The organism is Peribacillus sp. Aquil_B1 (assembly GCF_022603275.1).
GTDB lineage: Bacteria > Bacillota > Bacilli > Bacillales > DSM-1321 > Peribacillus.
The window spans coordinates 2,157,242-2,182,920 of record NZ_JAKXEE010000001.1; the positions used below are offsets into that span (position 1 = coordinate 2,157,242).

General features: G+C 40.0%; 28 protein-coding genes and 1 pseudogene. 5 read left to right on the forward strand and 24 right to left on the reverse strand.

Annotated elements, in window-relative coordinates; genetic code table 11:
- Positions 1-95: 95 nt before the first annotated feature.
- A complete protein-coding gene (locus MPH60_RS10600) occupies positions 96-1,058 on the reverse strand; it encodes a peptidoglycan-binding protein (RefSeq protein WP_241588662.1) in 963 nt (320 codons plus the stop codon).
- A 387-nt stretch (positions 1,059-1,445) separates the two neighbouring features.
- On the reverse strand, positions 1,446-1,655 hold the full coding sequence (locus tag MPH60_RS10605) for a hypothetical protein (RefSeq protein WP_241588663.1): 210 nt from the start codon (positions 1,653-1,655) through the stop codon (positions 1,446-1,448).
- 554 nt (positions 1,656-2,209) lie between these two features.
- Between MPH60_RS10605 and MPH60_RS10610 the strand changes: the two genes are divergently transcribed.
- From MPH60_RS10610 to MPH60_RS10620, 3 genes are all read left to right on the forward strand, one after another.
- The gene (locus tag MPH60_RS10610) at positions 2,210-3,031 is read left to right on the forward strand and encodes an alpha/beta fold hydrolase (RefSeq protein WP_241588664.1); all 822 of its coding nucleotides are present in this window, start codon (positions 2,210-2,212) and stop codon (positions 3,029-3,031) included.
- 22 nt (positions 3,032-3,053) lie between these two features.
- Positions 3,054-4,265 (forward strand): SpoIIE family protein phosphatase, encoded by a 1,212-nt coding sequence (locus tag MPH60_RS10615; RefSeq protein ID WP_241588665.1) that lies wholly within the window; start codon positions 3,054-3,056, stop codon positions 4,263-4,265.
- A gap of 427 nt (positions 4,266-4,692) precedes the next feature.
- A complete protein-coding gene (locus MPH60_RS10620) occupies positions 4,693-4,845 on the forward strand; it encodes a hypothetical protein (protein ID WP_241588666.1) in 153 nt (50 codons plus the stop codon).
- 417 nt (positions 4,846-5,262) lie between these two features.
- Here the strand turns inward: MPH60_RS10620 and MPH60_RS10625 are convergent, their stop codons facing one another.
- Positions 5,263-5,568 carry a hypothetical protein gene (locus MPH60_RS10625; RefSeq protein WP_241588667.1) on the reverse strand — a complete coding sequence of 102 codons (306 nt, stop codon included), beginning with the start codon at positions 5,566-5,568 and terminating at the stop codon, positions 5,263-5,265.
- A gap of 375 nt (positions 5,569-5,943) precedes the next feature.
- Between MPH60_RS10625 and MPH60_RS10630 the strand changes: the two genes are divergently transcribed.
- Positions 5,944-6,858 carry an iron-hydroxamate ABC transporter substrate-binding protein gene (locus MPH60_RS10630; protein WP_241588668.1) on the forward strand — a complete coding sequence of 305 codons (915 nt, stop codon included), beginning with the start codon at positions 5,944-5,946 and terminating at the stop codon, positions 6,856-6,858.
- A 195-nt stretch (positions 6,859-7,053) separates the two neighbouring features.
- Here the strand turns inward: MPH60_RS10630 and MPH60_RS10635 are convergent, their stop codons facing one another.
- From MPH60_RS10635 to MPH60_RS10675, 9 genes and pseudogenes are all read right to left on the reverse strand, one after another.
- Complete coding sequence (locus MPH60_RS10635) at positions 7,054-7,521, reverse strand: antitoxin YezG family protein (protein WP_241588669.1); 468 nt, start codon at positions 7,519-7,521, stop codon at positions 7,054-7,056.
- 18 nt (positions 7,522-7,539) lie between these two features.
- Positions 7,540-7,917 (reverse strand): DNA/RNA non-specific endonuclease, encoded by a 378-nt coding sequence (locus MPH60_RS10640; RefSeq protein ID WP_336275359.1) that lies wholly within the window; start codon positions 7,915-7,917, stop codon positions 7,540-7,542.
- Entirely contained in the window at positions 7,878-8,162 is a 285-nt protein-coding gene (locus MPH60_RS10645; RefSeq protein WP_241588670.1) for a hypothetical protein, read from the reverse strand. Before MPH60_RS10645 ends, MPH60_RS10640 begins: the two co-directional genes overlap by 40 nt.
- Before the next feature lie 177 nt (positions 8,163-8,339).
- Positions 8,340-8,450 (reverse strand): annotated as a pseudogene (locus MPH60_RS10650) (hypothetical protein); the annotation flags it as partial.
- A gap of 420 nt (positions 8,451-8,870) precedes the next feature.
- Positions 8,871-9,326, reverse strand: coding sequence for an immunity protein YezG family protein (locus MPH60_RS10655; protein ID WP_241588671.1), 456 nt, complete (start codon positions 9,324-9,326; stop codon positions 8,871-8,873).
- Between the two features lie 19 nt (positions 9,327-9,345).
- On the reverse strand, positions 9,346-11,370 hold the full coding sequence (locus tag MPH60_RS10660; RefSeq protein WP_241588672.1) for a T7SS effector LXG polymorphic toxin: 2,025 nt from the start codon (positions 11,368-11,370) through the stop codon (positions 9,346-9,348).
- A complete protein-coding gene (locus MPH60_RS10665; RefSeq protein ID WP_241588673.1) occupies positions 11,367-11,654 on the reverse strand; it encodes a YwqI/YxiC family protein in 288 nt (95 codons plus the stop codon). The genes MPH60_RS10660 and MPH60_RS10665 overlap by 4 nt, the downstream gene beginning before the upstream one ends.
- Positions 11,654-12,082 (reverse strand): YwqH-like family protein, encoded by a 429-nt coding sequence (locus MPH60_RS10670; RefSeq protein WP_241588674.1) that lies wholly within the window; start codon positions 12,080-12,082, stop codon positions 11,654-11,656. The genes MPH60_RS10665 and MPH60_RS10670 overlap by 1 nt, the downstream gene beginning before the upstream one ends.
- A 239-nt stretch (positions 12,083-12,321) precedes the next feature.
- Entirely contained in the window at positions 12,322-12,570 is a 249-nt protein-coding gene (locus tag MPH60_RS10675; protein ID WP_241588675.1) for a hypothetical protein, read from the reverse strand.
- Between the two features lie 294 nt (positions 12,571-12,864).
- Here MPH60_RS10675 and MPH60_RS10680 point away from each other — a divergent pair, with 294 nt between their 5' ends.
- Positions 12,865-13,269: a hypothetical protein gene (locus MPH60_RS10680; protein ID WP_241588676.1), complete on the forward strand. Its 405-nt coding sequence runs from the start codon at positions 12,865-12,867 to the stop codon at positions 13,267-13,269.
- Positions 13,270-13,440: 171 nt separating this feature from the next.
- On the opposite strand, the gene MPH60_RS10685 is transcribed toward MPH60_RS10680, so the two are convergent.
- The 12 genes from MPH60_RS10685 to MPH60_RS10740 all read right to left on the reverse strand — a co-directional run bounded on the left by MPH60_RS10685 (position 13,441) and on the right by MPH60_RS10740 (position 25,656).
- The gene (locus MPH60_RS10685; RefSeq protein ID WP_241588677.1) at positions 13,441-13,734 is read right to left on the reverse strand and encodes a hypothetical protein; all 294 of its coding nucleotides are present in this window, start codon (positions 13,732-13,734) and stop codon (positions 13,441-13,443) included.
- A gap of 335 nt (positions 13,735-14,069) precedes the next feature.
- Positions 14,070-15,095, reverse strand: a complete 1,026-nt coding sequence (locus MPH60_RS10690; RefSeq protein ID WP_241588678.1) for a serine hydrolase domain-containing protein — start codon at positions 15,093-15,095, stop codon at positions 14,070-14,072.
- A 116-nt stretch (positions 15,096-15,211) separates the two neighbouring features.
- Positions 15,212-16,042 (reverse strand): ammonia-dependent NAD(+) synthetase, encoded by an 831-nt coding sequence (nadE, locus tag MPH60_RS10695; RefSeq protein ID WP_241588679.1) that lies wholly within the window; start codon positions 16,040-16,042, stop codon positions 15,212-15,214.
- A gap of 34 nt (positions 16,043-16,076) precedes the next feature.
- Complete coding sequence (locus MPH60_RS10700; protein ID WP_241588680.1) at positions 16,077-17,546, reverse strand: nicotinate phosphoribosyltransferase; 1,470 nt, start codon at positions 17,544-17,546, stop codon at positions 16,077-16,079.
- 61 nt (positions 17,547-17,607) lie between these two features.
- A complete protein-coding gene (locus MPH60_RS10705) occupies positions 17,608-18,159 on the reverse strand; it encodes a cysteine hydrolase family protein (protein WP_241588681.1) in 552 nt (183 codons plus the stop codon).
- Between the two features lie 15 nt (positions 18,160-18,174).
- On the reverse strand, positions 18,175-18,939 hold the full coding sequence (locus tag MPH60_RS10710) for an NUDIX domain-containing protein (protein WP_241588682.1): 765 nt from the start codon (positions 18,937-18,939) through the stop codon (positions 18,175-18,177).
- A gap of 194 nt (positions 18,940-19,133) precedes the next feature.
- Positions 19,134-20,663, reverse strand: a complete 1,530-nt coding sequence (locus MPH60_RS10715) for an acyl-CoA carboxylase subunit beta (RefSeq protein ID WP_241588683.1) — start codon at positions 20,661-20,663, stop codon at positions 19,134-19,136.
- 23 nt (positions 20,664-20,686) lie between these two features.
- Complete coding sequence (locus tag MPH60_RS10720) at positions 20,687-21,469, reverse strand: enoyl-CoA hydratase (RefSeq protein ID WP_241588684.1); 783 nt, start codon at positions 21,467-21,469, stop codon at positions 20,687-20,689.
- A 19-nt stretch (positions 21,470-21,488) separates the two neighbouring features.
- Positions 21,489-22,388, reverse strand: coding sequence for a hydroxymethylglutaryl-CoA lyase (locus tag MPH60_RS10725; RefSeq protein ID WP_241588685.1), 900 nt, complete (start codon positions 22,386-22,388; stop codon positions 21,489-21,491).
- A 17-nt stretch (positions 22,389-22,405) separates the two neighbouring features.
- Positions 22,406-22,618: an acetyl-CoA carboxylase biotin carboxyl carrier protein subunit gene (locus MPH60_RS10730; protein WP_241588686.1), complete on the reverse strand. Its 213-nt coding sequence runs from the start codon at positions 22,616-22,618 to the stop codon at positions 22,406-22,408.
- 38 nt (positions 22,619-22,656) lie between these two features.
- Positions 22,657-24,006 (reverse strand): acetyl-CoA carboxylase biotin carboxylase subunit, encoded by a 1,350-nt coding sequence (locus MPH60_RS10735; RefSeq protein WP_241588687.1) that lies wholly within the window; start codon positions 24,004-24,006, stop codon positions 22,657-22,659.
- Between the two features lie 12 nt (positions 24,007-24,018).
- Positions 24,019-25,656, reverse strand: coding sequence for an AMP-binding protein (locus MPH60_RS10740; RefSeq protein WP_241589030.1), 1,638 nt, complete (start codon positions 25,654-25,656; stop codon positions 24,019-24,021).
- Positions 25,657-25,679 lie beyond the last annotated feature (23 nt).

The window sequence follows — 25,679 nt, forward strand, 5'->3', positions numbered from 1 at the left end:
TTACAGCTATGATATAAAAAAAAGCCCTCATTTTAAGGACTTTTTTGCTAAGCTAATTGCATTTAAGCATTATATTCTATTACATATCATATATTTCATCCAAATAATTTTGCAAAGGTATTTTCACCGGCAATCCCGTCTGCAGATAATCCATTGGCCCTTTGAAATGCCTTCACCGCTATTTCCGTTCCGCTTCCAAAGATACCATCCATGCCATGTGGATTATGTCCTTCCAAATAAAGTGCAGCTTGAAGGATATAAGTGATATTCCCTTCCGCCCCTTTCCTAACATTAGGTGAAGCCGCTTTTGTTTGGGGTCCCCATATTCCATCAACATTAATCTTTGCACCATATTGTTTATTCAATTCTGTTTGAAGACCCTTGATCAGCGCTTTTTTAGTATTGGGACCATAATAACCATCAACATCTATTTTTGCATTATACTTGCTATTTAATGTCCTTTGAATGGTCTTGATAGTTTGATTGCCGCTGTCCTTTGCAGGCGTATCTTTTACAATGACTTCCGATTCGACTTGTGTTGCTGGTGGAGTGGTTCCATTCACTTTTGATATCAGTCTAGGCTTTGTTCCCGCTTTTAACTGAGAATAAGTTAGTCCGCCCGTCATATCCAAGTGCGGATAATCTTTAAAGCTTGACCAATCCCCGCCCCATGCAAAGCCCAAGGATTTACCAATAGCCGCTACTCGTTTCCATTTTGCATCAACAGTCCATATGGCATTCTTTCCATCATCGCTGACTATGAAGTAATCAATGGCTAGTCCATAGTTATGGTAAGATTGACCTGGCATCGCGTTGGTCACTCTTGGTTTCGATAAATCACTATAGTTTTTTCCATTGTAGATATAACCTAGGCGACCTTGACCATATAGTTTTGCTTGCTCTTCCATAGATCGATAACCTGCGCTGATTTGGACAAAAATTCCTTCTTCGTATGCCCGTTTAACCATTTCCAAAGCTGATTCTTTTACGACTGGATGAATTCCGCTCCCCATATTCTTTTCTGAACGATCTAATAAAGTTTCTAATTTAACTGTCAATTCAATCACCTCCTAATATGTTATGGTGCTAATTAGGAAATGCTTGTACACCTACCTTGACGTTACAAAAAAATCGCCCTTTTTATGTGGATCTAGTAAGCTTTCATCGTTCTTAAATAAAAAAAAAGCACAATCCCTAATGGAATTGTGCTTTTTTATATTGGCTGTTTTCACATACTTTGTTGCTATTTACCAAGTAGTGCAGTGTGGTTGATTTCCCCTCCAGGTGCTCGCTTTCCGCGGGGCGGGCGGTGAGCCTCCTCGGCGTAAACGCCTGTGGGGTCTCACCTGTCATGTTGCTCCCGCAGGAGTCTCGCACTTCCGCTCCAATCAACCTTAAATAGTTTCGTTTTAAAAACAATAATCTTTACGAATAGAGCCTTTATATTAAAGCGGCTTATTTTGATTTTCTTGATCTTTTCCAATGACTTTTATCAATTCATCCAGCTTTTCATTTCTTTCTTGATCTAATCTTGTCTTTGCATTGATGAACTTTATTACCTTAATTATGAAATAAACACTTAATATAATAAGTCCCAAATAAAACAAAATCGGTATGATTGCAAAAAGCCCTATTAAACTACCGGCTTGGTCCATAAATAATTCCTCCCAAATGTAAAATATAGTATTATTATACAGGAAAAACAAAGAAGGCGTCCGATTCTGATTTATTATTCAAATAATTATTTTGCGCAAAAAAAACTGAAGCTAGCCACATTTTAATGATCTCCATTTACCGAAGGCTAATGATAAAGGAACGTTGTCGGTCTTTTTAGGGTATAAGAAGTTCATGTGAAACTCCACGAAGTGTATCCCATTCAAGTTCATTTTAAAGCGAGTGCCTTTGAAATTATAGTTGGATGATTATTCTTTTTTATTAACAAATCTTAAATGATGGTTTGAGGATATAATGCGGTTCCTCGTACTCACTTACGAGCAAATCTAAGACTATGAAAACCGATCATTACTGACCATGGTAAAAAGTTGATAGAACTTAAAGGTAATAGATGCTAAGACAATTTTCAGTTCAAGTAAATCTTGGTGAAGTTAATGATAAGTTCCACTTATTTAGTACTAAAGTGTAATTCTTTAATTCGAATAAGGTTAGTGTTAACATATAGTAAGTATATCTTCTAATGAAGGAGCTAATCATGAATCCCAATATTTTATTGCGTAATAATGTAAAGTTTAAAGGAAGTGGTACACGACCAATGATATTTGCCCCAGGTTTTGGTTGTGATCAAAATGTCTGGCAATCAGTTGCAAAAGACTTCGAAGATGAATACCAAGTTATCCTATTTGACTATGTTGGGTCAGGTAATTCAGATATACAGGCATATAACGTGGAAAGATACAGTACTCTTGAAGGGTATGCACAAGACGTACTTGATGTATGTTCCGCATTAGACCTAAAAGATGCTATATTTGTTGGACACTCTGTTGGGTGTGTGATTGGCATGCTGGCATCAATTAAACATCCTGAATATTTTTCAAAACTTGTTCTGGTTGGTCCTTCTCCTTGCTATCTGAATTTCCCTAATGATTATTACGGAGGATTTGAAAAAGAACAACTTTTAGGATTGATTGATATGATGGACAAAAATTATATAGGCTGGGCAACCGCCTTTGCTGGAACGGTAATGAATAATCCAGATCGACCAGAGCTTAAACGGGAGCTAGAGAATCGTTTTTGTTCTACTGATCCCATTATCGCTCGACAATTTGCGGAGGTTACCTTTTTTGCTGATAACCGTAAAGACTTACCCAAAGTAAAAGTACCATCACTCATTTTGCAATGTTCAGAAGATGTTATTGCTCCTTCAGCAGTAGGTGATTATATTCATAAGCATCTTCCTGATAGTACATTGAAATTGATGAAAGCGACAGGACACTGTCCACATATGAGTCATCCTGAAGAGACGATATACCTAATTCGCCAGTATTTGGATGAATTTCCGACAAAGGATTTATAGAAAGAGATGGGTGTGAATTTTTGTGAATGAACAACTAAATGAGGCACCCTGCGGATATTTAACTTTATCAGAAGAAGATACTATTTTATCCGTTAACCAAACCTTACTTAAACTATTGGGGTATAATCTCGATGAATTGAAGGGGCAGCATATTAATTTTATCCTTTCCGCTTCTGCTATACTCTTTCATCAGCTTTATCTGGTTCCTCTGATTAAGTTAGAAAATCACATTGAGGAAATATATATATCCTTAAAGTCTGAAGACGATGAAGAAATACCTGTGTTACTAAATGCTGTTCAAAGAGAGCGAGATGGAAGAACTATTATTGAGTGTGTAGTGATTCCAATGCGAAAAAGAAACGAATTAGAAAATGAGCTTCTTATAGCGAAAAAAGATGCAGTGACAGCTCTAAATGCTAGGAATAAGGCTTATTCCGATTTAGAGGCTGCTCATGAAACGATGAAAATGCAAAAGGATAAACTTATCCAATTAAACGAAAAAAACGAAAAATACAAAGTAGATACAGAAAGAGAAATGGATCTTGCTAAAAAAATCCAGGAGACACTATTAACTGTTCCTATTAGTAATGAACATCTGGAAATTCAAGCGTATTATAAAGGCTCCAATCAATTATCAGGTGATCTATATGGATTCTACCAAATTGACGCCCAACGGTATGGGCTTATCCTACTTGATGTGATGGGGCACGGGCTTTCTTCAGCTCTCATAACCATGTCACTTCATTCCATTTTTCAGAGATTAATTTTAAAAGGTTCTGAAGTGAAAACTGTGATGAAAGAATTAGATGATCACCTTCATTCTTTATTCAAAAACACAAGTGAAACTTGGCATTACTGCACAGCCGTCTACCTTTTAATCGATACTGATAAGAGAGAAATTAATTATATTAACGCAGGCCATCCTTCTGTTCTTTTACAGGATAAAAACGGAAAACAATATCCATTGCGTTCTAATCGGCCTCCACTCGGGATGTTTGAAGAAATTATTTTTAAAACAAATACCCTTACATACAATAAGGACAGTAAGCTCTGCCTTTATACAGATGGAGTTGAAGAACCTCTAGGTTCAGACCGTTTATGCTCATTGTTAAAGACCTATTCGGCTGCCCCTTTATCTACACTTAAAGAGGAAATCATACAATCGCTTAGAAATGAAGAGGACACTGACCAACGTAAAGATGACCAAAGTCTTATTTTGGTTAAACTAAAATAAGACTTTGGGTTGCGCTATCCGCTACAAAAACTAATACAGGTTGCAGTTCAATTTCTTGGGAGTTCCTGTAGTAGATACTAATTTAGTTAGTTCAATTACCTCATTGTGTGGATACGCCTTTTTAATTAGGGATTAACTTTAGTTCAATAAACTTTTATCATTCTATATCCCTTGCGTTACATCAAAAATTTCGAATCACTTAGAGAGCCTTAATGGACCAGTTTAGTAATTGGCATAAAACAAATGAGGAGCTATCTATTTTAGCGTAGCTCCTATTTTTTATGCAAAATAATTATCAAAAATGAACCAGCTACCAGCACACGCTTCGCCAACCGATTTAACCAGCTATTTTCATTCATTTGTTCCATCCCCTTCCAATCCTATCCATTAAATAATGAAGCGATTAAATAGGAAGGGTGCTTGGCAAATGAACGAAGGTAGAGATCTATTCGTTTCTTCACTCGCTTCTCATTTATACTTGCGGCTCACTCGTTTGGCAGAAGAAAGGAAAATCCCACTGGAAAGATTATTGGATAAATCCGTCAATTGTTACTTGAATATATGGAAGACATTGAATTGATCAATGACCATCTTAAATTATGTTGAAGCGATTAATAAAAATAATGAAATCATTCAGCAAAGCAGGCAAATCCATAAGAAAGACTAGCTTAAAAACACTCAGCCATTACGGTTGAGTGTTTTTAAACTTTGATATTTCAGAGCATTACTCACCATCAACTTCATGTCCAAATAAAAAAGGCGGTCACTAGGACCGCCCCTGTTTAACAACTGTTTTACAGCTGCTTCATTCTTTTGTGATTAATAAAAACGATGCTTGTTTTTTTTGCACTTCTTACATTTACAACGCTTTCCTGGAAACCATATTGTACTCGGGTCATTATTCTCATAACATTTCTCTTCAAAACAACAATATATCTGCATCCTAACACCCTCCTTACTATTGTATATGCCTGTACTGATTATAGGTGTGGACAAGTTAATTAAAGTTTAGAGTGAATCCGAAAACAATTTTTTCATTGATTCTAGCCAATTCAATGTATGTGGAAGCAAAGCCTAAATCTCCCCGAGTTTTATGACTAGGAATAACAATTTTAGAATCTTTGTATACATACATTAAATTCATCATCGTTAATGGCCAAGGTTTCATGATAGCTTCATCAGTTATCCCTGAATTCTTTTGTTTCATATTTCCAACATTTAAAGTTGATGCCATTGAATCCAGTGAAGGATCAGGCATAGGATAATTGAATTCTTTTGCCAATCTTGATTTAAAACCCTTCATTAATTCTTTCTTTCAATACTATATTTATAGAATTATATATACCTCCAAATTTCAGTTCAAATAAGTATGATTTCGCAACGATTAGACCATAATATAGTTATGTAAACAAGAATTAATTAAATAGAATATTATAGATTAAATAAAATTTAACGGAAGTCTTCAACAAGTATTTAACCGACGCAGGCAGAAAATGATGACTGGGAACACTGCAATTTTTTAGTACACAGTTTTAGTCATCTGGCTAAAGTTATTGACAATGATTATCATTACTATTAATATATTGATGTAGTCATTGAAAATGAATATCATTATTAATTAGACATTTTTTTGATATGTTTTTAACCTACTCTATAATTAATAAGGAGAAAAAACAGAATGAAAAAGCTATTCATCCCCTTCCTATTCTTGTTCGTACTTATTCTTAGTGCTTGCGGGAACAAAGAGATAGCGAACGAAAATAATGCATCCAAGGCTAAAAAAGAAACAGTTACATATCAATCAGAAACTGGCCCTATTGAGATTCCTAAAAACCCAAAAAGAATAATTGCTCTCTCTAATGGACCTAATGTAATGGCTTTGGAAGGCAATGTCGTTGGGATAGACCAATGGACTAATATGAATCCACTTTTTAAAGAAAGACTAAAGGGTGTGGAAGTCGTATCAGAAGATAACCTCGAGAAAATCATTGAACTGGAACCGGACTTAATCATAGCCGGATCCGAGATGAAAAATATTGGAAAGCTAAATGAAATTGCTCCAACTGTAGTATTCACTTGGGGAAAATTAGATTATTTATCACAGCAAATAGAAATCGGAAAACTCTTAAACAAAGAAAAGGAAGCAAAAGAATGGGTTAATGATTTCGAAACGCGTGCAGAATCCGCAGGAAAAGCGATACGTGCAAAAATTGGTGAAGATGCAACTGTTTCAGTAATTGAAAATGATGCTAAAGAGTTTTATGTATTTGGAAATAACTATGCACGCGGAACTGAAATATTGTATCAAGCAATGGATTTGAAAATGCCTGAAAAAGTAAAAGAAAAGGCACTTAAATCCGGCATTTATGTCCTCTCATCTGAAGTGCTTCCTGAGTATACTGGAGATTATATTATCTTTAGTAAAAACCCAGATGTTGTTAATTCATTTGTGGAAACCGAAACGTGGAAAAATATACCTGCCGTTAAGAACGATCGTATATTTGAAATAAATAGTAAAGCATCCACCTACAGTGATCCAATCACTCTAGAGCATCTTCTGGAATTTTTCGAAAAATCATTTCTTAACAAATAGTATGCAAAGAAGGAATTCTTTAAATGAGAATTCCTTCTTTAATGCGTTTTATACTTGTATCTTCGAAAAAACAAAAAGCACTTTTGCCTAAAAGGCAATCAAGTGTTTAATCCAACTGATATTCATATCAACAATGAAAAGACCTAAACTTTACCGTTAAGGTCCTACAAAAAAACAAGCTTTTCTTGTCCTCCATCATTCATTCTTGAGGTATTCTTTTAAAATACTCTTATCATATTCAGATTCAGGTAATAGGCCTAAACGATTATATTCCCAAATGACCCTTCTTTCGTGATCATCTGCATCTGATAGATCTTCATAATCATAGTCAACCTTAAATTTCCCTGTACTTTCTAAAGTGAAAGTTAAATTGGTCCATTGTTCTTGATTATTATTTTTAAATTCATCTGACAATAGTTTTAATTCATCTAATAATTGATACCATAATTTATCGTATTCTTCTTCATTAAAACTATATATTTCAGGTATATCATGACTATAAATAGGCACTTCACTTTTAGAAGTATAATAAAAAAAGAATGCAGTACCGGTACCGTCAGCAATTTCACCGTACATTAATACCTTTGACCACTCTTCTGGTATAGTTTTATTAATAATTTGAGCTATTTGTTGATAAATACTATTAAGTTTAATTTCATTCATACTTACCTACCTCCTGATCTATTTTTTATCAATCTTATAATTTATTCTAAAACTAGCGGGCCGCTTAGAGTCTCCTTTATAAACTGGAGTAATTTTCACTTCAACTGTTTTAGGAGGATTACTGCCTAAAGCTTTAGCCCAAGATATTTCGAGTTTTTTCCATTCCCCCATATTCAGGTTTGCATTCATTGGAACAAGGTTATCTAGTTGACCAGACCCTTTAAAAATGCTTGCAATTAAATGACCCCCTTGATCATCTTGCAATCGATCTTCTCTTCCAGCAATTCGCTGTGCATAATTGTTTCTTTTACCATTGCCTAAATCAAGAGAACCTTCGACACTTGTTATCCGACCCTTTACGTCCGTTTTATATACATGACCACCAGGGATGTATATTCAATATTCGGTTTTAAAACTTTCTTCATTCGCTCTCTTGTATAGTGCTTTCCATACGCCACTCTTGTAATTTCATTGGATCCTTTTGCTAGCACTACTTTGCCTGTAACCTTACCACCATCACTCTTCACCGCAAACTTCTGAACAATTTCCTTAACCGTCGTATTATCAAAAGTGACATGCTTGTAGTTATTTCCATACGCCGTGGCTAATTCTTCGACCCTAATCCGGAGAGGTACTTCCACCTTGCCGATTTCCCTACCGAAGGCTTGAACCTTCTGAACCTGCTTTTGCGCAAATTCCTTGCTGTATGGGATGAACTTAGTACCACTCGCTACTTTTTTCTAAGCTACCATGTCTGAAGTAAATCTAAATGATTTTAGGCCTCACGCCCTATTAACTCAGGTGCCAGATAGGGCATAAGCTTCCTTCAACTTCTCTATTTGGTTTTTAGGTAACTCTCTGCCTGTTCGTCCTTCTATATCTCTAATATATTTTTTTATTGTATCAGAATCTATCTTATTACCCGTACCCTTAGGAGTCCCCTCCAAATTCACCCCATCAATCCGACTAAGCATATCTCTCATCTTATTCCCAACTGCATGAGAATTTTCTATTGGTGCACTTACTCTACCAATATCACCTACATTTGCCATAACAAGACGGGTTTGTGGGAGTTGGAAGGCATTTCTTGCCTTAGTGATGCCCGAATCTATTAAATCTCCTACTTCTATTATATCCCTTCGCAAGCTTATTTTTCACCACTTCGCGGCATCTTTCACGACCATATGGGAGTTTTTAGGCGGGCCGTTGTTTGGCTGACATATATTTTATGTTGTCAAAATCATAACAGCTATAAAAAAAACACCTGAAGTCTAAAAGACAATCAAGTGCTTCATAGTTCATTTTTTAAAACGGCTTGATTAAATAAGCACATTTAAAACAAGCAAACCTTAAAGGTTATTATTTTGTATCTCCTCAAACCACTCATCAGCAATTTGACGAGCCGTTTTAGTTTCATGATTAGTATGAACTAATTCATACTTGTATTCAGCTTTGAATTTTCCACTCTTAACATCATATATTAACTTCATTTCAGTAGGCATGTCTTTTTCATAATCAATACATAATCCTTTAATTTTTTCGATATCTTCATTTAAGATATCTAAAACCATAAACTGCCGTTCCGAAGATACATTGTATCTTTCATCCCCATTCGACAATGCGTCATTCACTTTATGAGGTTTTACATACTTGTTATTAATTAAATAAAAAAACTTGCTCGAAATAATACTTTCCTCACATGAAGCGTAAACATATACTTTGTCGGCTCTTTCTTCAATATATTCCATACATATGGATATCATATCAGCTTGCAATTCACTAAATCTATCTTCAAAAGTACTCATCTAGTTTTCACTCCTTATATTAGTTTAAAAGGACTTCAGAGAATGACTCACCATCAATTGTGTATTTCACTAGGAATTTTTCCGGCCTCGTATTATTTCCAGAGTATATTACTTCTAGATTAATTGTTACTTCTTTTGGAGGAGTCTCCTTTAAAGCTGCAGCCCATTCATATTCAATTTTCTTATATTGCTTCAAATTAACATCAGATAATTGGGAAACCAAATTATCAATTTTAGGTGAGCCGCCAAACCTATCGCCTGCCAAATGCCCTGCATGGTCCTGGCCTTTTATCTTCCCTGGAGTATTTTTACTGTGAGACAATCTATCTGTTCTAGTTGTTAATTGTAATTTTTCTGTTTCAAATTTTACAAGCCTACCTGCATTATCTGTCTCATAGAGGTAGTCAAACTCGCCAGTTTGATACCTAATATTAGGCTTTAATCGATTTTTCCTACCGTTTGTATACTGTTCTCCTTTTCGTACTAGAGTTATAACTTCACTTTCTCCAGCCAAACGATTACCCGTACCCTTAGAAATACTCTCCCCTGAAACACCCTCTACTTTACTATCCTTCACCGTGAATTTCTGATAGGCTTCCTTAATTGTCTGCTTTTCCATCACTACTTGGGGAAGGTTTGGTCCTCCTGCGAGGGAAACTTGTTCCACACTTATACGTTTAGGAATTTCTTTTTTACTTAGTTCTTCACCTATATTTTTTAACGTGGTTTTTCCTGATCTCGCTATGTCTGTTATTGTAGCTTGAACCTTCTGAACCTGCCTTTGCGCAAATTCCTTGCTGTAAGGGACGAACTTTGTTCCTCTCGCTACTTTATCTGCGACCTTTGCCGCCCCTGCCACACCGCCGATTCCGAGTGCCATCAACAGCCCGTTCTGGCGCTGTTCCTCGGTTAGCTGGTTGCCGAACATGTCTTTGCCGGTGACCGCTTCGCCAAGGCCGTTGGCTGCGAGGAGCCCGTATATCCCGTATTCGGTTTTCTGGAGGAGGCTAAAGCCTTTTGTCGATTTATAGGCATCGAGGGCATGGTTCGCTGCGTTGAGTCCTTTGGCGGTTTTGTATAGGGCGCTGCCGCCTTTGATGGCCCGGCCGGCCCAGCCGACGACGGGGATGAATCCAGCGGCGGCCATGGCGCCGGCGGCGATTCGTTCGGCATCGGACAGCTTGCGGCCGGTTACTGGATCGACTCCGGTTGAGGCCCTGATAGAATCATAATATCCCGTGAATTCCCCTGTAAAGGTTTTTGTCGTATCCCAGGCTTTTTCGTACCATGGGCGGTTTTCGAGTTCTTCCATTTCTTGTTCGATTTTCCGGGCTTCGGCCTGCTGCTTTTTGAAGGTCTGATAGTCTTTCATCTGACCGGCTACTTCATCCTTCACTTGATAGACGACACTATTCTTAAATGCCGATTGGTTAAAGGTCATCGGTGAAACGGTGCCGTCCTGTTTAGTGGCATCAAGTAAGGCGCGGAAGAGGCCAACGGCCACGTTTTCCTGCCCGATGGACACATCATATTCTTCGACCAATTGCCGGTCGACATTCTCGACCTTTGTCATGGTGTCATCCAGCGTGTGCCCGGCCAGCGTGATTTTTTCATTAAAGTCCTTTTGGTCGAACATATCAAGAGGCAGGATATCGTAAATGCTGTCGAGAACCCTTTGAAGATCGTTTGCTTGTTGATCGACAAGCGACTTCGCTTGGTTGATGCCGTTCGAGACTTCCCCATCTAAAAAGGGAATCTCGACCACCGTATTTCCGGAGAGGTCCGCCTCTTCCAGACTGGCCGGAATGCCTTCCAAAAAACTGATCTGGGTCGTGAATAGTTCCATCCAGGCGTCCGCCACCTCGATTTGCGCTTCATAGAAGCTTTTGATGGCGGCGGCACCGGCCCCTTGAAACTCGTTATCCAGGCCGACGATGCCCTGAAATTCTTTCTTCAGGGCTGCAACTTCATTCTTTAGTTCTTCATATTGCTTGGCGCGCGACTTGGTTGCGGCCGTCAATGTCTTGGCATCATATATCTTCATCGCTGATACCCATGTGAAGACGCTTGGGCGATGGCATCATCCTGTTCTTTTAATAAGTCAATGCTGGCACGGGTATCTTCCACGTTTTTCTGGACGATTTTGATATATTGCTCGAAGACCTTCTCCAGGTTTGTTTCCCGGTCGATCCATTTCGAGGTGAATTCCAATTTATTGCTGCCAAGCTCGCCTGCCGGCAAATTTCCAAGCGTGACTGTACCAAGTGCCGTCTTCACCTGATCGACTTGCTTCGTTACGGCAGGATGATTCAGTTTGATTGTCGTCATTAAAACAACCGCCTTTTTAAATCTGATATTTTACTTTCCAGCTGCTCAAATGCCTCTTCGCCTTTGCTCAAAAGGGAGTCGGCTTCATGGGCTATATTCCCCGCTATGCTCAGAAGCGTATTCTCGGCATTCAGCTTTGTAATCATGGCCTCGATTTTCCATTGGTAATCGTCATAATCGTCATGAATGATACTGAACATCACATTATAGGCATCATGACGGGCATCCTGAAATTGATCCGAACGGTTCCCTGTCCAGCTGCCACCTAGCTCAGGGTCATTTATTTTCCTAATCTCGTTCAGACACATGCTCTGCTCTTTTATAATATCGTTTTTCGCATTTTCTAATCGTTCAATTTTCACATGTAAATCAGCTTTTTTACTGGAGATAGCAGAGTGTATATTACTCAGAATATCTGCATATACCATGAAACTCACCTCAGAAACAGTATAATCCTACACAAAATGTCATATTTTCCTATTTAATATTATAAGGATTATAGTCCGAGAGTTAAATAGGGAGAAATATGCTATTTTGTCAGTTGAAAGAGAAGATTGGCATAAAAAAGTTCCTACATACCATATTCTTTATACCCGGCATTTTACCAATTTTAAACAAGTTAACAGAATGTCATCTTATTAGATTCTCTATAAAAATTTCCCATACTTCATTCAAATTGCCCTTGATTGTATCTGTGCAGCAAGTCATCCCGAACAAATTCCCTGCAAGTGGGAGATAAATGTGAACGCTCGGGATGAATCAAATCTCCAAAAGGCAAATCACCGACAAATTTAACTTCCCCTTCAAAATCCTGTCCGGATTCAGCATCAAAACCAATTACTTTCACAAAGCAAGTTTTGTGTCCGGTTTTCATAAAATCAATTACTGTTAACACATGATTATGTATATCATTCATCCTTTTTTCCTCCAAACAGAAATCATTAAGCAAAGATATTTTTTACTAGCATTAAATAAAGGAACTGATTAAAACAATCATGGCTTAGATAGCCAAGGTGTTAAAACATTGGAAATAGGCATCCTACTTTCCATGATTCGCTTATACTTCATTTTTTTCTTGGTACTTTGAGTTTTTTTCGTTTCCCAGCATGTTTATGATTTCACATTACTTCCATCGAAGGTCAGTCTGGCACCCCCCTCTTCTATATAGATTTATAACCTGCTATAATCTAAGGAATGGAGGTGTGAAAAAATGAAAGAAATCATCCAGATATTAGCTGAAATCGTCAATAATCTTCACGATTTCATCCTATTCTTTGTGAGTGACACATTAAATTCAAATGCAACGGACAAAGATTTGCATTTTTGGATAATGGGAATCATCGGTATCATCATATTTTTGTTCGTGTTAATTTTATCTAATTTAATTTCCCGGATGCGTTTTGGGATAACGATACTCTCTTTCCTTTATACCTTTACAGTCATGGTTGTTTTAGTATTTGCCATTGAAATACAGCAAGCCCTTACCAGCAGGGGGAATATGGAGTTTCAAGATGCGGCAGTAGGACTTTGGGGATTCATCGTATTTTTCTTGGTTTTTGCTGTACTATCATCCATTTTCCTTTTGGTGAAGAATTTTTTCAAGCAATCAAAATAAAGGTAACGATAGGTCACCTTGCTTGAAACATTCCAAATGGCCTTTTAATAACTTTAAATTCGGATTTTTGTATTGGCGGGAATGATAAAATCTCTGTAGCATCAACTTAAACCGGAAGGAAGGTTACAGAGAAGTAAATTTGATTCGGGGTAAGTAAGTATATACGATCAATTACTTCGATTCACTTTCATTGAATAAATCAATGCTAAACAGATTGAAAGAATCGTCGTCATTAATACGTTCCTGGTCATTTCCAGATATATCAGGACTATTTTCCCTGCGGCGGCGATTTACATCCCTTAATTCCGCTTCCAGAAATTCTGCTTGTTCGTGGGAAAGCTTGATCGTAATTTCATTATTTTGATCATCTGCAGCTTTCAAGAGGACATAACTATCCGCCGCATTACGTAAAGTCACATTGCTTACTGTTAAGTTCATGTTCGCGAGTTCATATCTTGCCTTCATAAAGTAAAAGGAACCTCCATCGGAAAATACCGGTTAAAATAATGTTTATTAAATATACTTTACTTCAAGATATCTAAATATACAAATTCTTTGTTTGAAAAAGCTTTGGTACCTAAAGAAATCTGCCTCCTTAAAGTGCTTCCCAAGACAAGAAATACGCCGCGTCTTGATAAAGATACAGTTGAAGTATCTTCACTATTCAGAAGTTCTGGAAACAATGGAGCAATTGAATGCGAATTCGTCCCTTTCTTAAATCTAAAATATGATATCCATGATTGAATTCAATTTCACTATAAACAAAGGGAACCCTTCACAAGCAGAAAGGTTCCCTTTGTTTATAGTTCTTTTTCAATCGCGCAAGTAATATGGTATGGACCCGTGCTTTCATTTGAAGTAATGACGGTTCTCAATCGATTTGCCGGATATACCGCAGAATTGAAACTTACACCCGGATCATACCCCATAAGATGATATTTGAAAATCCCGTCATTTTTTTTACGGATCCATAGACCATACCCATAGTATTCCCCTTCTTCTCCAGTAGCAATATGGGCTTCCAATAAGAGAGTGGTATATGCTTGATTCAGTAACTGATTGGAAAATAACCTCTCCCAAAACCTGAACATATCCGATGTTGTAATATACGCCCCTCCATCCGCACCGCCTTTGATCGGAAGGGAATAAACATTCGTTCTCCATGCTCCATTTTCTTCATCAATGTACCCTAATGCAGTATTTTTAGGAAGCTGGTCCATGGAAAAATAACCGGAATTTTTCATTTCACAAGGCAGAAAGATGTTCTTGTCGATATATTCCGAAAACTCGAGCCCGGTTAGTTCCTCAACAATCAATCCTAATAAAATATAGCCTGCATTATTGTAATGAAATCTTTCCCCGGGTTCGAACATCATCACATCATCTTGAAACATTGGGAGGAAATCTTTTAATCTTTTTATATGGTACATCGGATTTTTCTGCCAAAGCTCTTCAAAATCATCCATCACATCTTCATCAAAGTAATCAGGAATGCCCGAAGTGTGTGTTAAGAGATGATGAATGGTTACATTTTGATTAAAATTTGGAAACACGATCGGAAGACAGTCTTTAAGCTTTGAATCGAACCTAAGAGTCCCTTTTTGCATTAACTGGCAAATGGCTATCGACGTAAACAGTTTACACCCGGAAGCAATTCCGAACTTTGTTTCGGTCGTATTCATGATTTCATCCGCTCGATTGGAATAGCCATGTGCTGAGCTATGGATCAGGTCATCTCCCGCTTTCACACCGATTACACCCGAGAATTCAATTCCCTTGCATGTTTCTTCAATGATCCTGGATAAATCCATATGTTGAGTCGACATTTAGTTTTCCCCTTTGCCGTTAATATTTCATTACTGATGTGTTGGCCAAGGTGCTCGTTATGTTCTTGCAAAAAAACCCGCATCTTATGTGATGCGGGAAAACTTATCAGCTTCATTTATTTCCACCAAGTATCGTAAACATTAATGGCTTCATTGCGTTTATGTTCGGTTTTAGTATACCAACCTTCGATGATTTCAGCAGCTTCCGTTCTGATTTCCTTGCCTTCAAGGTAATCATCGATTTCATCGTAGCTAACGCCTAAAGCCGCTTCATCAGGAAGCAACGGTTTGTCATCTTCCAAATCGGCCGTTGGTATTTTCGTATAAAGACGCTCAGGTGCACCGACGAATTTCAGGATTTCTTTTCCCTGCCTTTTATTCAATCGGTATAATGGAAGGATATCCGCTGCGCCGTCACCATGTTTCGTAAAGAATCCTGTGATCGCTTCTGCTGCATGGTCCGTACCAAGCACGACGCCTTTATAAAGTCCGGCCAAATCATATTGTACCTTCATTCGCTCACGTGCTTTAACATTTCCCCTTAAGAAATTCGATAGCTTTTCAGAAACTGCTTCTTCCACAGCTTTTACTGATGCATCCACCGCTTCCTTGATGTTGACTGTAACCGTTTGGCTTGGCTTGATGAATTTTAAAGCAAGCTGCCTGTCATCCTCATCAGCCTGTACTCCATATGGCAAGCTTACAGCAACAAACTTATAGTCGCTGCCATTCTTTTCTTCATTCAATTCATTGACAGCGGTTTGGGCAATATACCCCGCCAGTGTTGAATCTTGCCCTCCAGATATTCCAAGTACAAAGCTTTTCAGAAACGTATTTTTCTTCATATACCCTTTTAATAAATCAACACTTTTCCTGAATTCGACTTCAGGATCGATCGTTGGTTGGACAAGTAATTTTTTTACGATTTCTTTTTGTAATGGACGCATTGGCAAAGCCCCGCTTTCTAATAAAATAGGATTGTCATTTCGTTAGCATTCTTTCTACATTGGCTTTTACTTCATCTATATTCCTCATTTTATTATCCCAACAATCCTGGCTTAGATCTACCGGGTATTCTTCAGGATTAAGTGCACGCAGGTACTCCGGCCATAATACTTGGAGATTTTTTTGCGTGAATGCCTTGATTTCATCTATGGTTGGCAATTCATAAATCAAATTTCCATCCTTGAAAATATCCACATGCAGGTCAACCGCATCGAAATCCGTGACGAATTTACTTAGGAAGGTATGGACAGGATGAAACATTTTTAATTTTTCCTGTTCCTGCGGCTTCTCATATTCCATCGCCAAATAATCACCTTCAGCATGATGGTTCACTTTATTGATGATGCGATATACTCGTTTTAAGCCAGGTGTCGTAACCTTTTCAGGGTTAGAAGAAATTTTGATGGTATCTCTCATATTCCCATCTTCGCCCTCTATTGAAACCATTTTATAAACGGCACCGAGCGCTGGCTGGTCATAAGCCGTAATCAATTTGGTTCCGATGCCCCAAATGTCAATTCTTGCTCCTTGTTGTTTCAGGTTGATGATCGTATATTCATCCAAGTCATTGGAAGCGACAATCTTCGCATCATGGAACCCTGCAGCATCAAGCATACGCCGTGCTTCTTTTGATAAGTAAGCTAAATCACCGCTGTCAAGACGGACGCCAATGAAGTTGATTTTATCGCCCAGTTCCTTGGCAACACGGATTGCATTCGGGATGCCAGAACGCAATGTATCATAAGTATCAACCAAGAATACACAGTCTTTATGGGAAACAGCATATTTATGAAAAGCGGTATATTCATCTTTATAAGCTTGGATCATGGAATGTGCATGAGTCCCTGAAACCGGAATACCGAACAGCTTTCCAGCACGTACATTACTAGTTGAATCAAAGCCAGCAATATAGGCCGCTCTCGCTCCCCAAATTGCAGCATCCATTTCTTGCGCCCGCCTTGAACCGAATTCAAGGGCAGATTCTTCACCGATTACCTGTTTGATGCGTGAAGCTTTTGTTGCCACGAGTGTGTGATAGTTCACAATGTTAAGCAGCGCAGTTTCAATGAGTTGAGCTTCACCGAGCGGTGCCTCCACCCGTAAAATCGGTTCATTGCCGAAGACAAGCTCTCCCTCTTTCATGCAGCGGATTTCTCCCGTGAAACGAATGTTCTTCAAATAATCCAAAAATTCTTCTTCATAATGCAGATCATTTTTTAAATAGTCGATATCACTTTCCGAGAAGGAAAAGTTTTGAAGGTAATGGACAATTTTTTCAAGTCCTGCAAAAATCGCATATCCGCTGTTAAATGGAAGCTTTCTGAAAAATATTTCGAAAACTGCCTTTCGGTTATGTGTTTTGTCCTGCCAATAAGTTTGGGCCATATTGATTTGGTAAAGGTCAGTGTGTAATGCGTAACTGTCGTCGTTGTATTTTTTTTCCATGGATAGTTCCTCCCAAAAGAGAAGCATTCGCTTCCCTTCTATTCTGTTGCTTGAATGGATATTATAGAATGGTTGCTCCAAGAGATCCTTTAAAATGTCCAAGCGCCCAATGGTGACCGGCATCATTGAACGAGGCCACTGCATTTTCATATACAAAGATATTATAGCCTAGATTATAAGCGTCGATTGCCGTATGCAAAATACAGATATCTGTACAAACCCCGACTAAATATACATCGGTGATGTGACGTGCCCGCAGGCGGATATCAAGGTCCGTTCCTGCAAAGGCCGAATAACGTGTTTTATCTATATAATGAACATTCTTTTGATTTTTATTAGTTTCATATTCCTCTTTTAACGCCCCGTATAGGTCTCTACCCATTGTACCCCTAATATTATGCGGTGGAAACAAATTCGATTCGGGATGTAAGCGGTCTCCTTCTTCATGTAAATCAATCGCGAATACCGTAAATTCGCCATGTTTGATAAAATCTCTGGTTATATTGACTAATTCCTTCTCGATATCCTGACCTGGCTTCCCGCAGGTCAATGAACCCCCGTCCGCCACGAAGTCATACGTATAATCTATATTGATCAATGCCTTTTTCCCCATATCTTCCATTCCCCCTCAATAGTAAATAGAGTCCATGACAACCTCTGCATTAAATCGGTAAAGCTGTGAAGGCCGATACGAATTCCGTTTCGTTTTCTTCTGCATTCCCTTTTCATCCAACACTTTCTCCAAAAACGGGAGCTTCGGGGCTTTTGCATAAAAGAGTGAGTCTGCACTGATTTTTGCATCATCTCTGGCTGTCAGCAAAACCCGTTGCAGCTCAGAAAGTGTAAATTCATCCGGCAGGAAATTTTGGGCTATCGTCGTTTGCACCATTTCTTTTTTCATTAAATTCATCGCATCGTTAATAATTGTATAATGATCGAATGCAAGATCTAATTGTAAGGCTTCCTGAATCGTGAACAATTCAACCTCGGCTGCGTCGTCATTCGCTTTTCTTTGATGAAGAAACTCTTCCTGGACAATGGCATAAAAAGCATTGGAAATGATCCAGCCCCTGGGATCGCGTCCTGGCCGGTCATAAACCCCGAAATGCTTGACATGGAATCCAGCTACGCCCGTTTCTTCTTTCAATTCTCGTTTGGCTGCTTCATAGGCAGTCTCTCCAGCATTGACAAAGCCTCCAGGTAAAGCCCATTTATCTCCTTCTACATTGGGGCTTCCTTCCTTATCTTTTGTGGCACGTTTGATTAATAATAGCTTCAAAAACATTTCAGGTGGGGCTTTCTCTGCTGTTTTCTTCGTAGTAATCGTAAAGATCGCAATATCTGCTGTGTATCCATCTGGTGTAATATATTTCTTTTTTTCCTGCTGAGCCATGGCAACTCTCACTTTCTTTCACTAAGTATGGAATTCAAGTAATTAGTAAATCATTAATTACTAATTATAGTACTCTTCCTTGTGTGATTTAGCAACTCTAAATCAGAAAAATTTTCTAATTATTTAAATAATCATTTATTTTATCACATGAAAACAAGCCCAGTCATGATGACCGGGCTTGTTTATTGAATTCTTTAAACGGGATAGACCCCATGTTTACGATCGGTAAAAGTCAATTGCTTACTGCTATACGCTTCAAAGCGGGCGCTCAATTCATCACGCAGGTCATTTGGCTGGATGATGCCATCAACAATCATCTCGGAAGCTAAGCGGTAAATATCGATGTCTTCATTATACTCATTGCGCTTCTGTTCGATGAATTTAGGGCGCTCTTCTGGTTCCATTGCATTGATTTTATTGGCATAGACTGCATTGACCGCAGCTTCTGCCCCCATGACCGCTATCAATGCCGTCGGTAAGGCCAGAACGCAGTCCGGTTCAAAAGCTGGACCGGCCATCGCGTATAGTCCAGCGCCATAAGCCTTTCGGACAATGACAGAAATCTTGGGAACCGTTGCTTCACTCATGGCCGAAATCATTTTCGCACCATGGCGAATGATTCCTGCCCGTTCGACCTTCGTCCCAATCATGAATCCTGGAATATCCACCAGGAACAACAACGGTATATGGAAAGCATCACATAAATTGATGAACTTGGCTGCCTTATCAGCTGAATCATGGAACAGGACGCCGCCTTTGACACGCGGCTGATTGGCTATGATCCCTATCGTTTGTCCATTTAGCCTTGCAAGCCCAGTGATTAATTCAGGGGCAAATAGCTTCTTGATTTCACAAAACGATTGCCTGTCTATAATCCTATCGATCAGGTCATACATATTGAAGGCTGCATTCTGATTTTTAGGAATCAGGTCTTCCAACGTTTTTTCGAAATCCGCAGGCAGCTCAGGTTTTACGCTTTTCGGCTTTTCTTGATAATTTCCTGGAAAATAGCTTAAGTACCTGCGTGCAAACGCGATCGATTCTTCTTCTGACTTGACAAGCACATCCCCGCATCCTGAAACGGAACAATGCATTTTCGCCCCGCCCATTTCCTCTTCACTCACCTTTTCTCCTATGACCATTTCTGCCATTCTCGGTGAACCTAAATACATGGATGCATTGCCATCAACCATTACGACGATATCACAAAAGGCTGGGATATATGCCCCGCCGGCTGCAGACGGACCGAACAAAAGACAAATTTGCGGGACTTTTCCTGATAACTTAACTTGGTTGTAAAAGATGCGACCCGCTCCGCGGCGTCCCGGAAACATTTCTACTTGATCTGTAATTCGTGCCCCGGCAGAATCGACTAAATAAAGAAGGGGCAGCTGTAATTTCTCAGCTGTTTCCTGAATGCGAATGATTTTCTCGACGGTTCTTGCTCCCCAGGAACCAGCTTTAACAGTCGAATCATTGGCCATGACACAGACCCTCTGACCATTGATTTTCCCGATGCCTGTAACCACGCCGTCGGCAGGCAGACCATCACTGGCACAATTAGCAAAGAAAGCGTCCTCTATTTCAACCCCTTCATCGAAAAGCAGCTCGAGCCGTTCACGTACGAAAAGCTTTCCTTTTTCAGCGTTTTTTTGATGATATTTTTCTAAACCGCCTTTTTTAATCGTCTCAACCGTTTCGGTTAGTTTATCCGTCGTTACCATCCCTGTTCCTCCTTCAATTGAAATCATTGCCCCTTAAATACCGGTTTGCGCTTTTCCTTGAATGCTGACAGACCCTCCAGTCGGTCACGGGTTTTTAAAGTTGTCTGATAGCAGTCTTTTTCAATTTGCAAGCCTGATTTCAAGTCAGTCTCAGCCCCTTGATTGATCGCCGCTTTTGCAGCCCGGAGTGCCAATGGGGCATTGACCGCAATTTCCTTAGCCAATTTTTTCGCTTCCTCAAGTAAATGTTGGGGTGAATATACATGACTGATGATTTTCAAGGCATGTGCCGTTTTTGCATCCAGTCTCCTAGCCGTATAAATCAGTTCTTTCGCTGTCGGCATTCCGACTATCCGCGGCAGTCGCTGTGTACCGCCGGCGCCTGGGATGATGCCTAACGATGTTTCTGTCAGTCCCACCTTCGCCGTTTCCGATGCGATGCGTATGTCACAAGCTAATGCCAACTCCAGCCCTCCGCCAAAAGCCGAACCGTTAATCGCGGCGATGACCGGAACTGGAAGGTTTTCTACAGCCGTAATCGTATCTCCAATCAACTTGACTGTCTCCCTGACTTTATCATCATTCATACCTGCTCGTTCCTTAAGATCCGCACCTGCACAAAACGCCTTTTCACCTGCTCCCGTTATAATGACTGTTCGTAAATTGGAATCACTTTTCAATTCCTCCAGCCCTTCAACCAAGCAATGAAGCAATTCCGTGGATAAGGCATTAGCAGCATCAGGCCGATTCAACGTCACGAGGGCAATTCCCTTTTCCTCAGTACTTATTTCAACTAATGAAGTCATACATTCACCTCGATTTCTCTTATTGTGCGTTATAAACAGCCATCTGATGGCTAGGCAGTGGTTTTTCCAAAAGACCTTGCATCAATGCCGCAGCCTTCATTAGTTTTTCTGGATCGATACCCGTGTGAATTCCCATTTTATGTAGCATATGAACCAGGTCATCCGTAGCCACGTTTCCGCTCGCACCTGGTGCATACGGGCATCCTCCTAAACCTCCGAGCGAAGAGTCGAAAGTGTCCACACCATAATTAAGTGATTCAAGAACATTTGCGAGTGCCATTCCCCTTGTATCATGAAAATGGAGGGCAATCCGGCTTATATCATATCTTTTTACAGCCTGTTCAAGGAACAGTGCAACCTGTCTTGGAGAAGCGACCCCAATGGTATCACCCAATGAGACTTCATTGATTCCATATTCAAAAAGTTGATCACAAACACGGAAAACCTGTTCGATCGGAACCTCCCCTTCATAAGGACAGCCGAAAACGGTTGAAATATAGCCCCTAACCGTTTTCCCGCTGTTAGCTGCTGTCCCGATGACATCCTTCATTATTGGAAAGGTATCGGAAATCGACTTATTGATATTTTTAAGATTATGCGTTTCACTGGAAGACATGAACACGGAAATTTCATCGATATTGGCTTCAAGAGCCGACTCAAGTCCCCTTTGATTAGGTACAAGGGCCGCATAAGTAATACCGGGATTGCGCTTTATTCCCTTAGCCACCAGGGCAGCATCACTCAATTGGGGAATCCACTTTGGATGGACAAAAGAAGTCACTTCTATATAAGATAATCCCGTATCAGAGAGCTGATCGATCCATTCCATTTTGCTTTGTGCAGGTATCAGGACCTTTTCATTTTGCAACCCGTCGCGCGGACCCACTTCCTTGATTGTCACATTTTCAGGCCAATTCATCTTACCCCTCCGTCCCTTTATTCAATGACGGCCAAAACGTCACCCTCATTTACGAAATCCCCTTCATTCACTTTAAGTTCTTTAATGGTGCCAGCTTCCTCGGCTGCAATGGGGATTTCCATTTTCATCGATTCCAAGATTATGATATCCTGTCCGTCGGATACACTTTGCCCTTCGTTCGCCACGATTTTCCAAACGCTTCCTGCCATGCTTGCCTTTAATTCTGCCATCTTACATTCCTCCTGATCATTATGTTTTAAAATATGCGTTATACAGTCAATTTTTTTATATATTTTGCAATGAAATCCGTAGTCGTATCTCCTTGGGAAAAAGCTTCATGAGAAATGATTTCCATCAGCAAAGGAAGGTTTGTTTTAATTCCTTCTATTTTATAGCTTGCGAGCGCTTCTCTTAATCTCTCGATCGCATTATCCCTTGAATCGCCGCTCACCACCAATTTGGCGATCATCGGATCATAAAAGTGGGATACGACCGAAGTTCCATGGACAGCCAATTCATGACGGATCCCTTCACCTTCCGGAAGTTCCATGCTTGTGATTTTCCCTGGTGCTGGATAAAAGGTTTTCGGATCTTCAGCATATATGCGCACTTCAATGGAGTGTCCATCCTGTTTAATCTCACTTTGCGTAAATTCCAATTTGTTGCCAGATGCAATTTTAATTTGCTGTTCAACCAAATCCAGCCCAGTAATTTCTTCGGTGACAGGATGCTCCACCTGAAGGCGTGTATTCATTTCCAGGAAATAAAAATTTTTATTTGCATCAACTAAAAATTCGAGGGTGCCCGCATTGCTATAACCGATGGATTTTACCGCTTTCACTGCAGCCGTTCCCATCCTGTTTCTTGTTTCTTCGTCAAGGAAAGATGAGGGAGCCTCTTCCACGACCTTCTGGTGGCGCCTTTGAACGGAGCATTCCCTTTCCCATAAGTAAACAGCATTCCCAAAGGAATCCGCCAATACCTGAATTTCGATATGACGAGGCTTCTCAATCAATTTTTCTATGAACATATCTCCATTGCCAAAAAACAATTGGGCACGTTTTTGATTCCCCTCGAAGGCCTTGGTCAGTTCATCCTCATTAGCAACCGCCTGCATGCCGATTCCCCCGCCGCCTGCTGCTGCTTTTAACATGACTGGGTAGCCAATTTTGTCAGCAACGGCTGCCGCTTCCGCACTATCAATTAACGGACGTGAAAATCCAGGCACCAACGGAAGTCCCGCTTGCTCCATCTTTTTCCTCGCCTCGACTTTATTGCCCATCTGTTGGATGATCTCTGGTTTGGGACCAATGAATATCAAGCCGGCTTCTTCGCATGAACGTGCGAAATCTGCATTTTCACTAAGAAATCCATATCCAGGATGAATGGCCTCCACTCCGGTTTCCTTAGCTATTTCCAAAATCTTATTGACGTTTAAATAGCTTTCCTGTACTCTCGGGCCACCCAGTAAATATGCCTCATCCGCCAAACCCACAAATGGCGAATCCGAATCTGCTTCCGAATGGACAGCGACAGTATGTATCCCCAGCTTCCTGCATGTACGTATAATGCGTGATGCTATTTCTCCCCTGTTTGCGATAAGAATTTTTCGAATCATTCGATAACCTCCTTATTTAGTGCGTTCCGATAGTAGGTCAAGAGTTTGTTGCCGAAGCTTATACTTTTGGATTTTTCCGGATGCAGTCATTGGATAAGCATCGGTAAATTGAATGTACCGGGGAATTTTATGAAAAGATATTTTCCCTTTGCAATACTCTATCAATTCTTTCTCCGTCAGTGTTTCTCCTGCTTTCAAAATGATCCATGCCGCTACCTCTTCCCCGTACTTCTGATCTGGAACGCCGAGTACCTGGACATCGACAATTGCAGGATGTTGATAGAGGAATTCTTCAATCTCACGGGGGTAAATATTTTCCCCTCCGCGAATGATCATATCTTTCAGCCGGCCTGTAATCTTGCAATAACCCCTTTCATCCATCACCGCCAAATCTCCCGTATGAAGCCAGCCTTCCCGGTCAATCGCCTGCTCAGTGGCTTCAGGGTTATTATAATATCCCTTCATTACATGGTATCCCCTTGAACAGAGCTCTCCCTGTTTGCCCCGCTGGACTTCTTCCCCAGTAGCTGGATCGACAATTTTCACTTCCACTTTCGGCAAAGCCCTTCCCACTGAGGAAACACGAAGTTCGATTGGATCGTCCGTTCTTGTCATCGTAATTCCTGGAGAAGATTCCGTTTGACCATAAGTGATCGTGATTTCCGAGATGCCCATCTTATTCACCACGCTTTTCATGACTTCGGTCGGACATGTGGATCCTGCCATGATACCAGTCCGTAGCGAACGTAAATCGTATTGGTCAAAGTCTTCGAGATTAAGTTCAGCAATGAACATCGTCGGTACACCATGAAGCCCCGTACATTTTTCGGCTTCAACTGTCTGAAGGACAACGCGTGGATTAAATTCCACGATCGGCACCATTGTTGCCCCTACAGAAACAGAGGCCATCGTGCCAAGGGAACAGCCGAAACAATGAAAAAACGGTACCGGGATGCAAAGCCTGTCAGCTTCGGTAAGCTTCATGCACTCCGCGACATTCAATCCGTTATTGACCAAGTTGGAATGAGTCAGCATCACTCCTTTTGGAAATCCTGTCGTCCCTGATGTATATTGCATATTAATCACATCACCGGGAGCCAACTCCTCCATTCTCATGTCCAGCAATTCCTCCGAAACGGATTCGCTCCCGCTAATGACTTCATCCCACGAAAACGTTCCGGGATAACGCTTTTCACCTAAAACGATGATATTTTTCAGTTTTGGCAGTTTCTCAGATTGTAATTTTCCTGGTTCTGCATTTTTCAATTCAGGAACGATTTCGTACAGCGTATCTATATATGAATGATCCTTATATTGTTCCATCAGGATGATCGTCGTGGAATCGGATTGTTTGAGCAGGTATTCCAGTTCACTTGTGCGGTAATTAGTATTGACCGTTACCAGGACTCCGCCCATTTTCGCGGTCGAAAATTGGGATATAAGCCATTCCGGTTTATTGGATGCCCAAATGGCGATATGTTCCCCTTTATTAATATCTAGTGACATGAACCCCCTGGCCGCCTTTCGGCAAATCTTTTCAAATTCGCGATAGGAATGGCGCAGGCCTAGTTCATGGTATACAACCGCTTCATTATCACCATATTGTTCCGCTGTCCTTTCAAGCAGTTTCCCGATAGTAACATCTAGCAAATCAGACATCAAACTCCTCCTAA

Excerpts from the sequence above, each read along its gene's own strand:
- MPH60_RS10690 (WP_241588678.1), bottom strand. The coding sequence starts at position 15,095 with ATGTCGACTCAACATATGGATTTATCCAGGATCATTGAAGAAACATGC.
- MPH60_RS10675 (WP_241588675.1), bottom strand. The coding sequence starts at position 12,570 with ATGAATGATATACATAATCATGTGTTAACAGTAATTGATTTTATGAAA.
- MPH60_RS10725 (WP_241588685.1), bottom strand. The coding sequence starts at position 22,388 with ATGAATTGGCCTGAAAATGTGACAATCAAGGAAGTGGGTCCGCGCGAC.
- MPH60_RS10680 (WP_241588676.1), top strand. The coding sequence starts at position 12,865 with ATGAAAGAAATCATCCAGATATTAGCTGAAATCGTCAATAATCTTCAC.
- MPH60_RS10655 (WP_241588671.1), bottom strand. The coding sequence starts at position 9,326 with ATGAGTACTTTTGAAGATAGATTTAGTGAATTGCAAGCTGATATGATA.
- MPH60_RS10705 (WP_241588681.1), bottom strand. The coding sequence starts at position 18,159 with ATGGGGAAAAAGGCATTGATCAATATAGATTATACGTATGACTTCGTG.
- MPH60_RS10720 (WP_241588684.1), bottom strand. The coding sequence starts at position 21,469 with ATGACTTCATTAGTTGAAATAAGTACTGAGGAAAAGGGAATTGCCCTC.
- MPH60_RS10665 (WP_241588673.1), bottom strand. The coding sequence starts at position 11,654 with ATGACGACAATCAAACTGAATCATCCTGCCGTAACGAAGCAAGTCGAT.
- MPH60_RS10620 (WP_241588666.1), top strand. The coding sequence starts at position 4,693 with ATGAACGAAGGTAGAGATCTATTCGTTTCTTCACTCGCTTCTCATTTA.
- MPH60_RS10715 (WP_241588683.1), bottom strand. The coding sequence starts at position 20,663 with ATGGTAACGACGGATAAACTAACCGAAACGGTTGAGACGATTAAAAAA.
- MPH60_RS10670 (WP_241588674.1), bottom strand. The coding sequence starts at position 12,082 with ATGGTATATGCAGATATTCTGAGTAATATACACTCTGCTATCTCCAGT.
- MPH60_RS10730 (WP_241588686.1), bottom strand. The coding sequence starts at position 22,618 with ATGGCAGAATTAAAGGCAAGCATGGCAGGAAGCGTTTGGAAAATCGTG.
- MPH60_RS10630 (WP_241588668.1), top strand. The coding sequence starts at position 5,944 with ATGAAAAAGCTATTCATCCCCTTCCTATTCTTGTTCGTACTTATTCTT.
- MPH60_RS10660 (WP_241588672.1), bottom strand. The coding sequence starts at position 11,370 with ATGAAGATATATGATGCCAAGACATTGACGGCCGCAACCAAGTCGCGC.
- MPH60_RS10625 (WP_241588667.1), bottom strand. The coding sequence starts at position 5,568 with ATGAAGGGTTTTAAATCAAGATTGGCAAAAGAATTCAATTATCCTATG.
- MPH60_RS10610 (WP_241588664.1), top strand. The coding sequence starts at position 2,210 with ATGAATCCCAATATTTTATTGCGTAATAATGTAAAGTTTAAAGGAAGT.
- nadE (WP_241588679.1), bottom strand. The coding sequence starts at position 16,042 with ATGCGTCCATTACAAAAAGAAATCGTAAAAAAATTACTTGTCCAACCA.
- MPH60_RS10710 (WP_241588682.1), bottom strand. The coding sequence starts at position 18,939 with ATGGCTCAGCAGGAAAAAAAGAAATATATTACACCAGATGGATACACA.
- MPH60_RS10635 (WP_241588669.1), bottom strand. The coding sequence starts at position 7,521 with ATGAATGAAATTAAACTTAATAGTATTTATCAACAAATAGCTCAAATT.
- MPH60_RS10700 (WP_241588680.1), bottom strand. The coding sequence starts at position 17,546 with ATGGAAAAAAAATACAACGACGACAGTTACGCATTACACACTGACCTT.
- MPH60_RS10685 (WP_241588677.1), bottom strand. The coding sequence starts at position 13,734 with ATGAAGGCAAGATATGAACTCGCGAACATGAACTTAACAGTAAGCAAT.
- MPH60_RS10735 (WP_241588687.1), bottom strand. The coding sequence starts at position 24,006 with ATGATTCGAAAAATTCTTATCGCAAACAGGGGAGAAATAGCATCACGC.
- MPH60_RS10605 (WP_241588663.1), bottom strand. The coding sequence starts at position 1,655 with ATGGACCAAGCCGGTAGTTTAATAGGGCTTTTTGCAATCATACCGATT.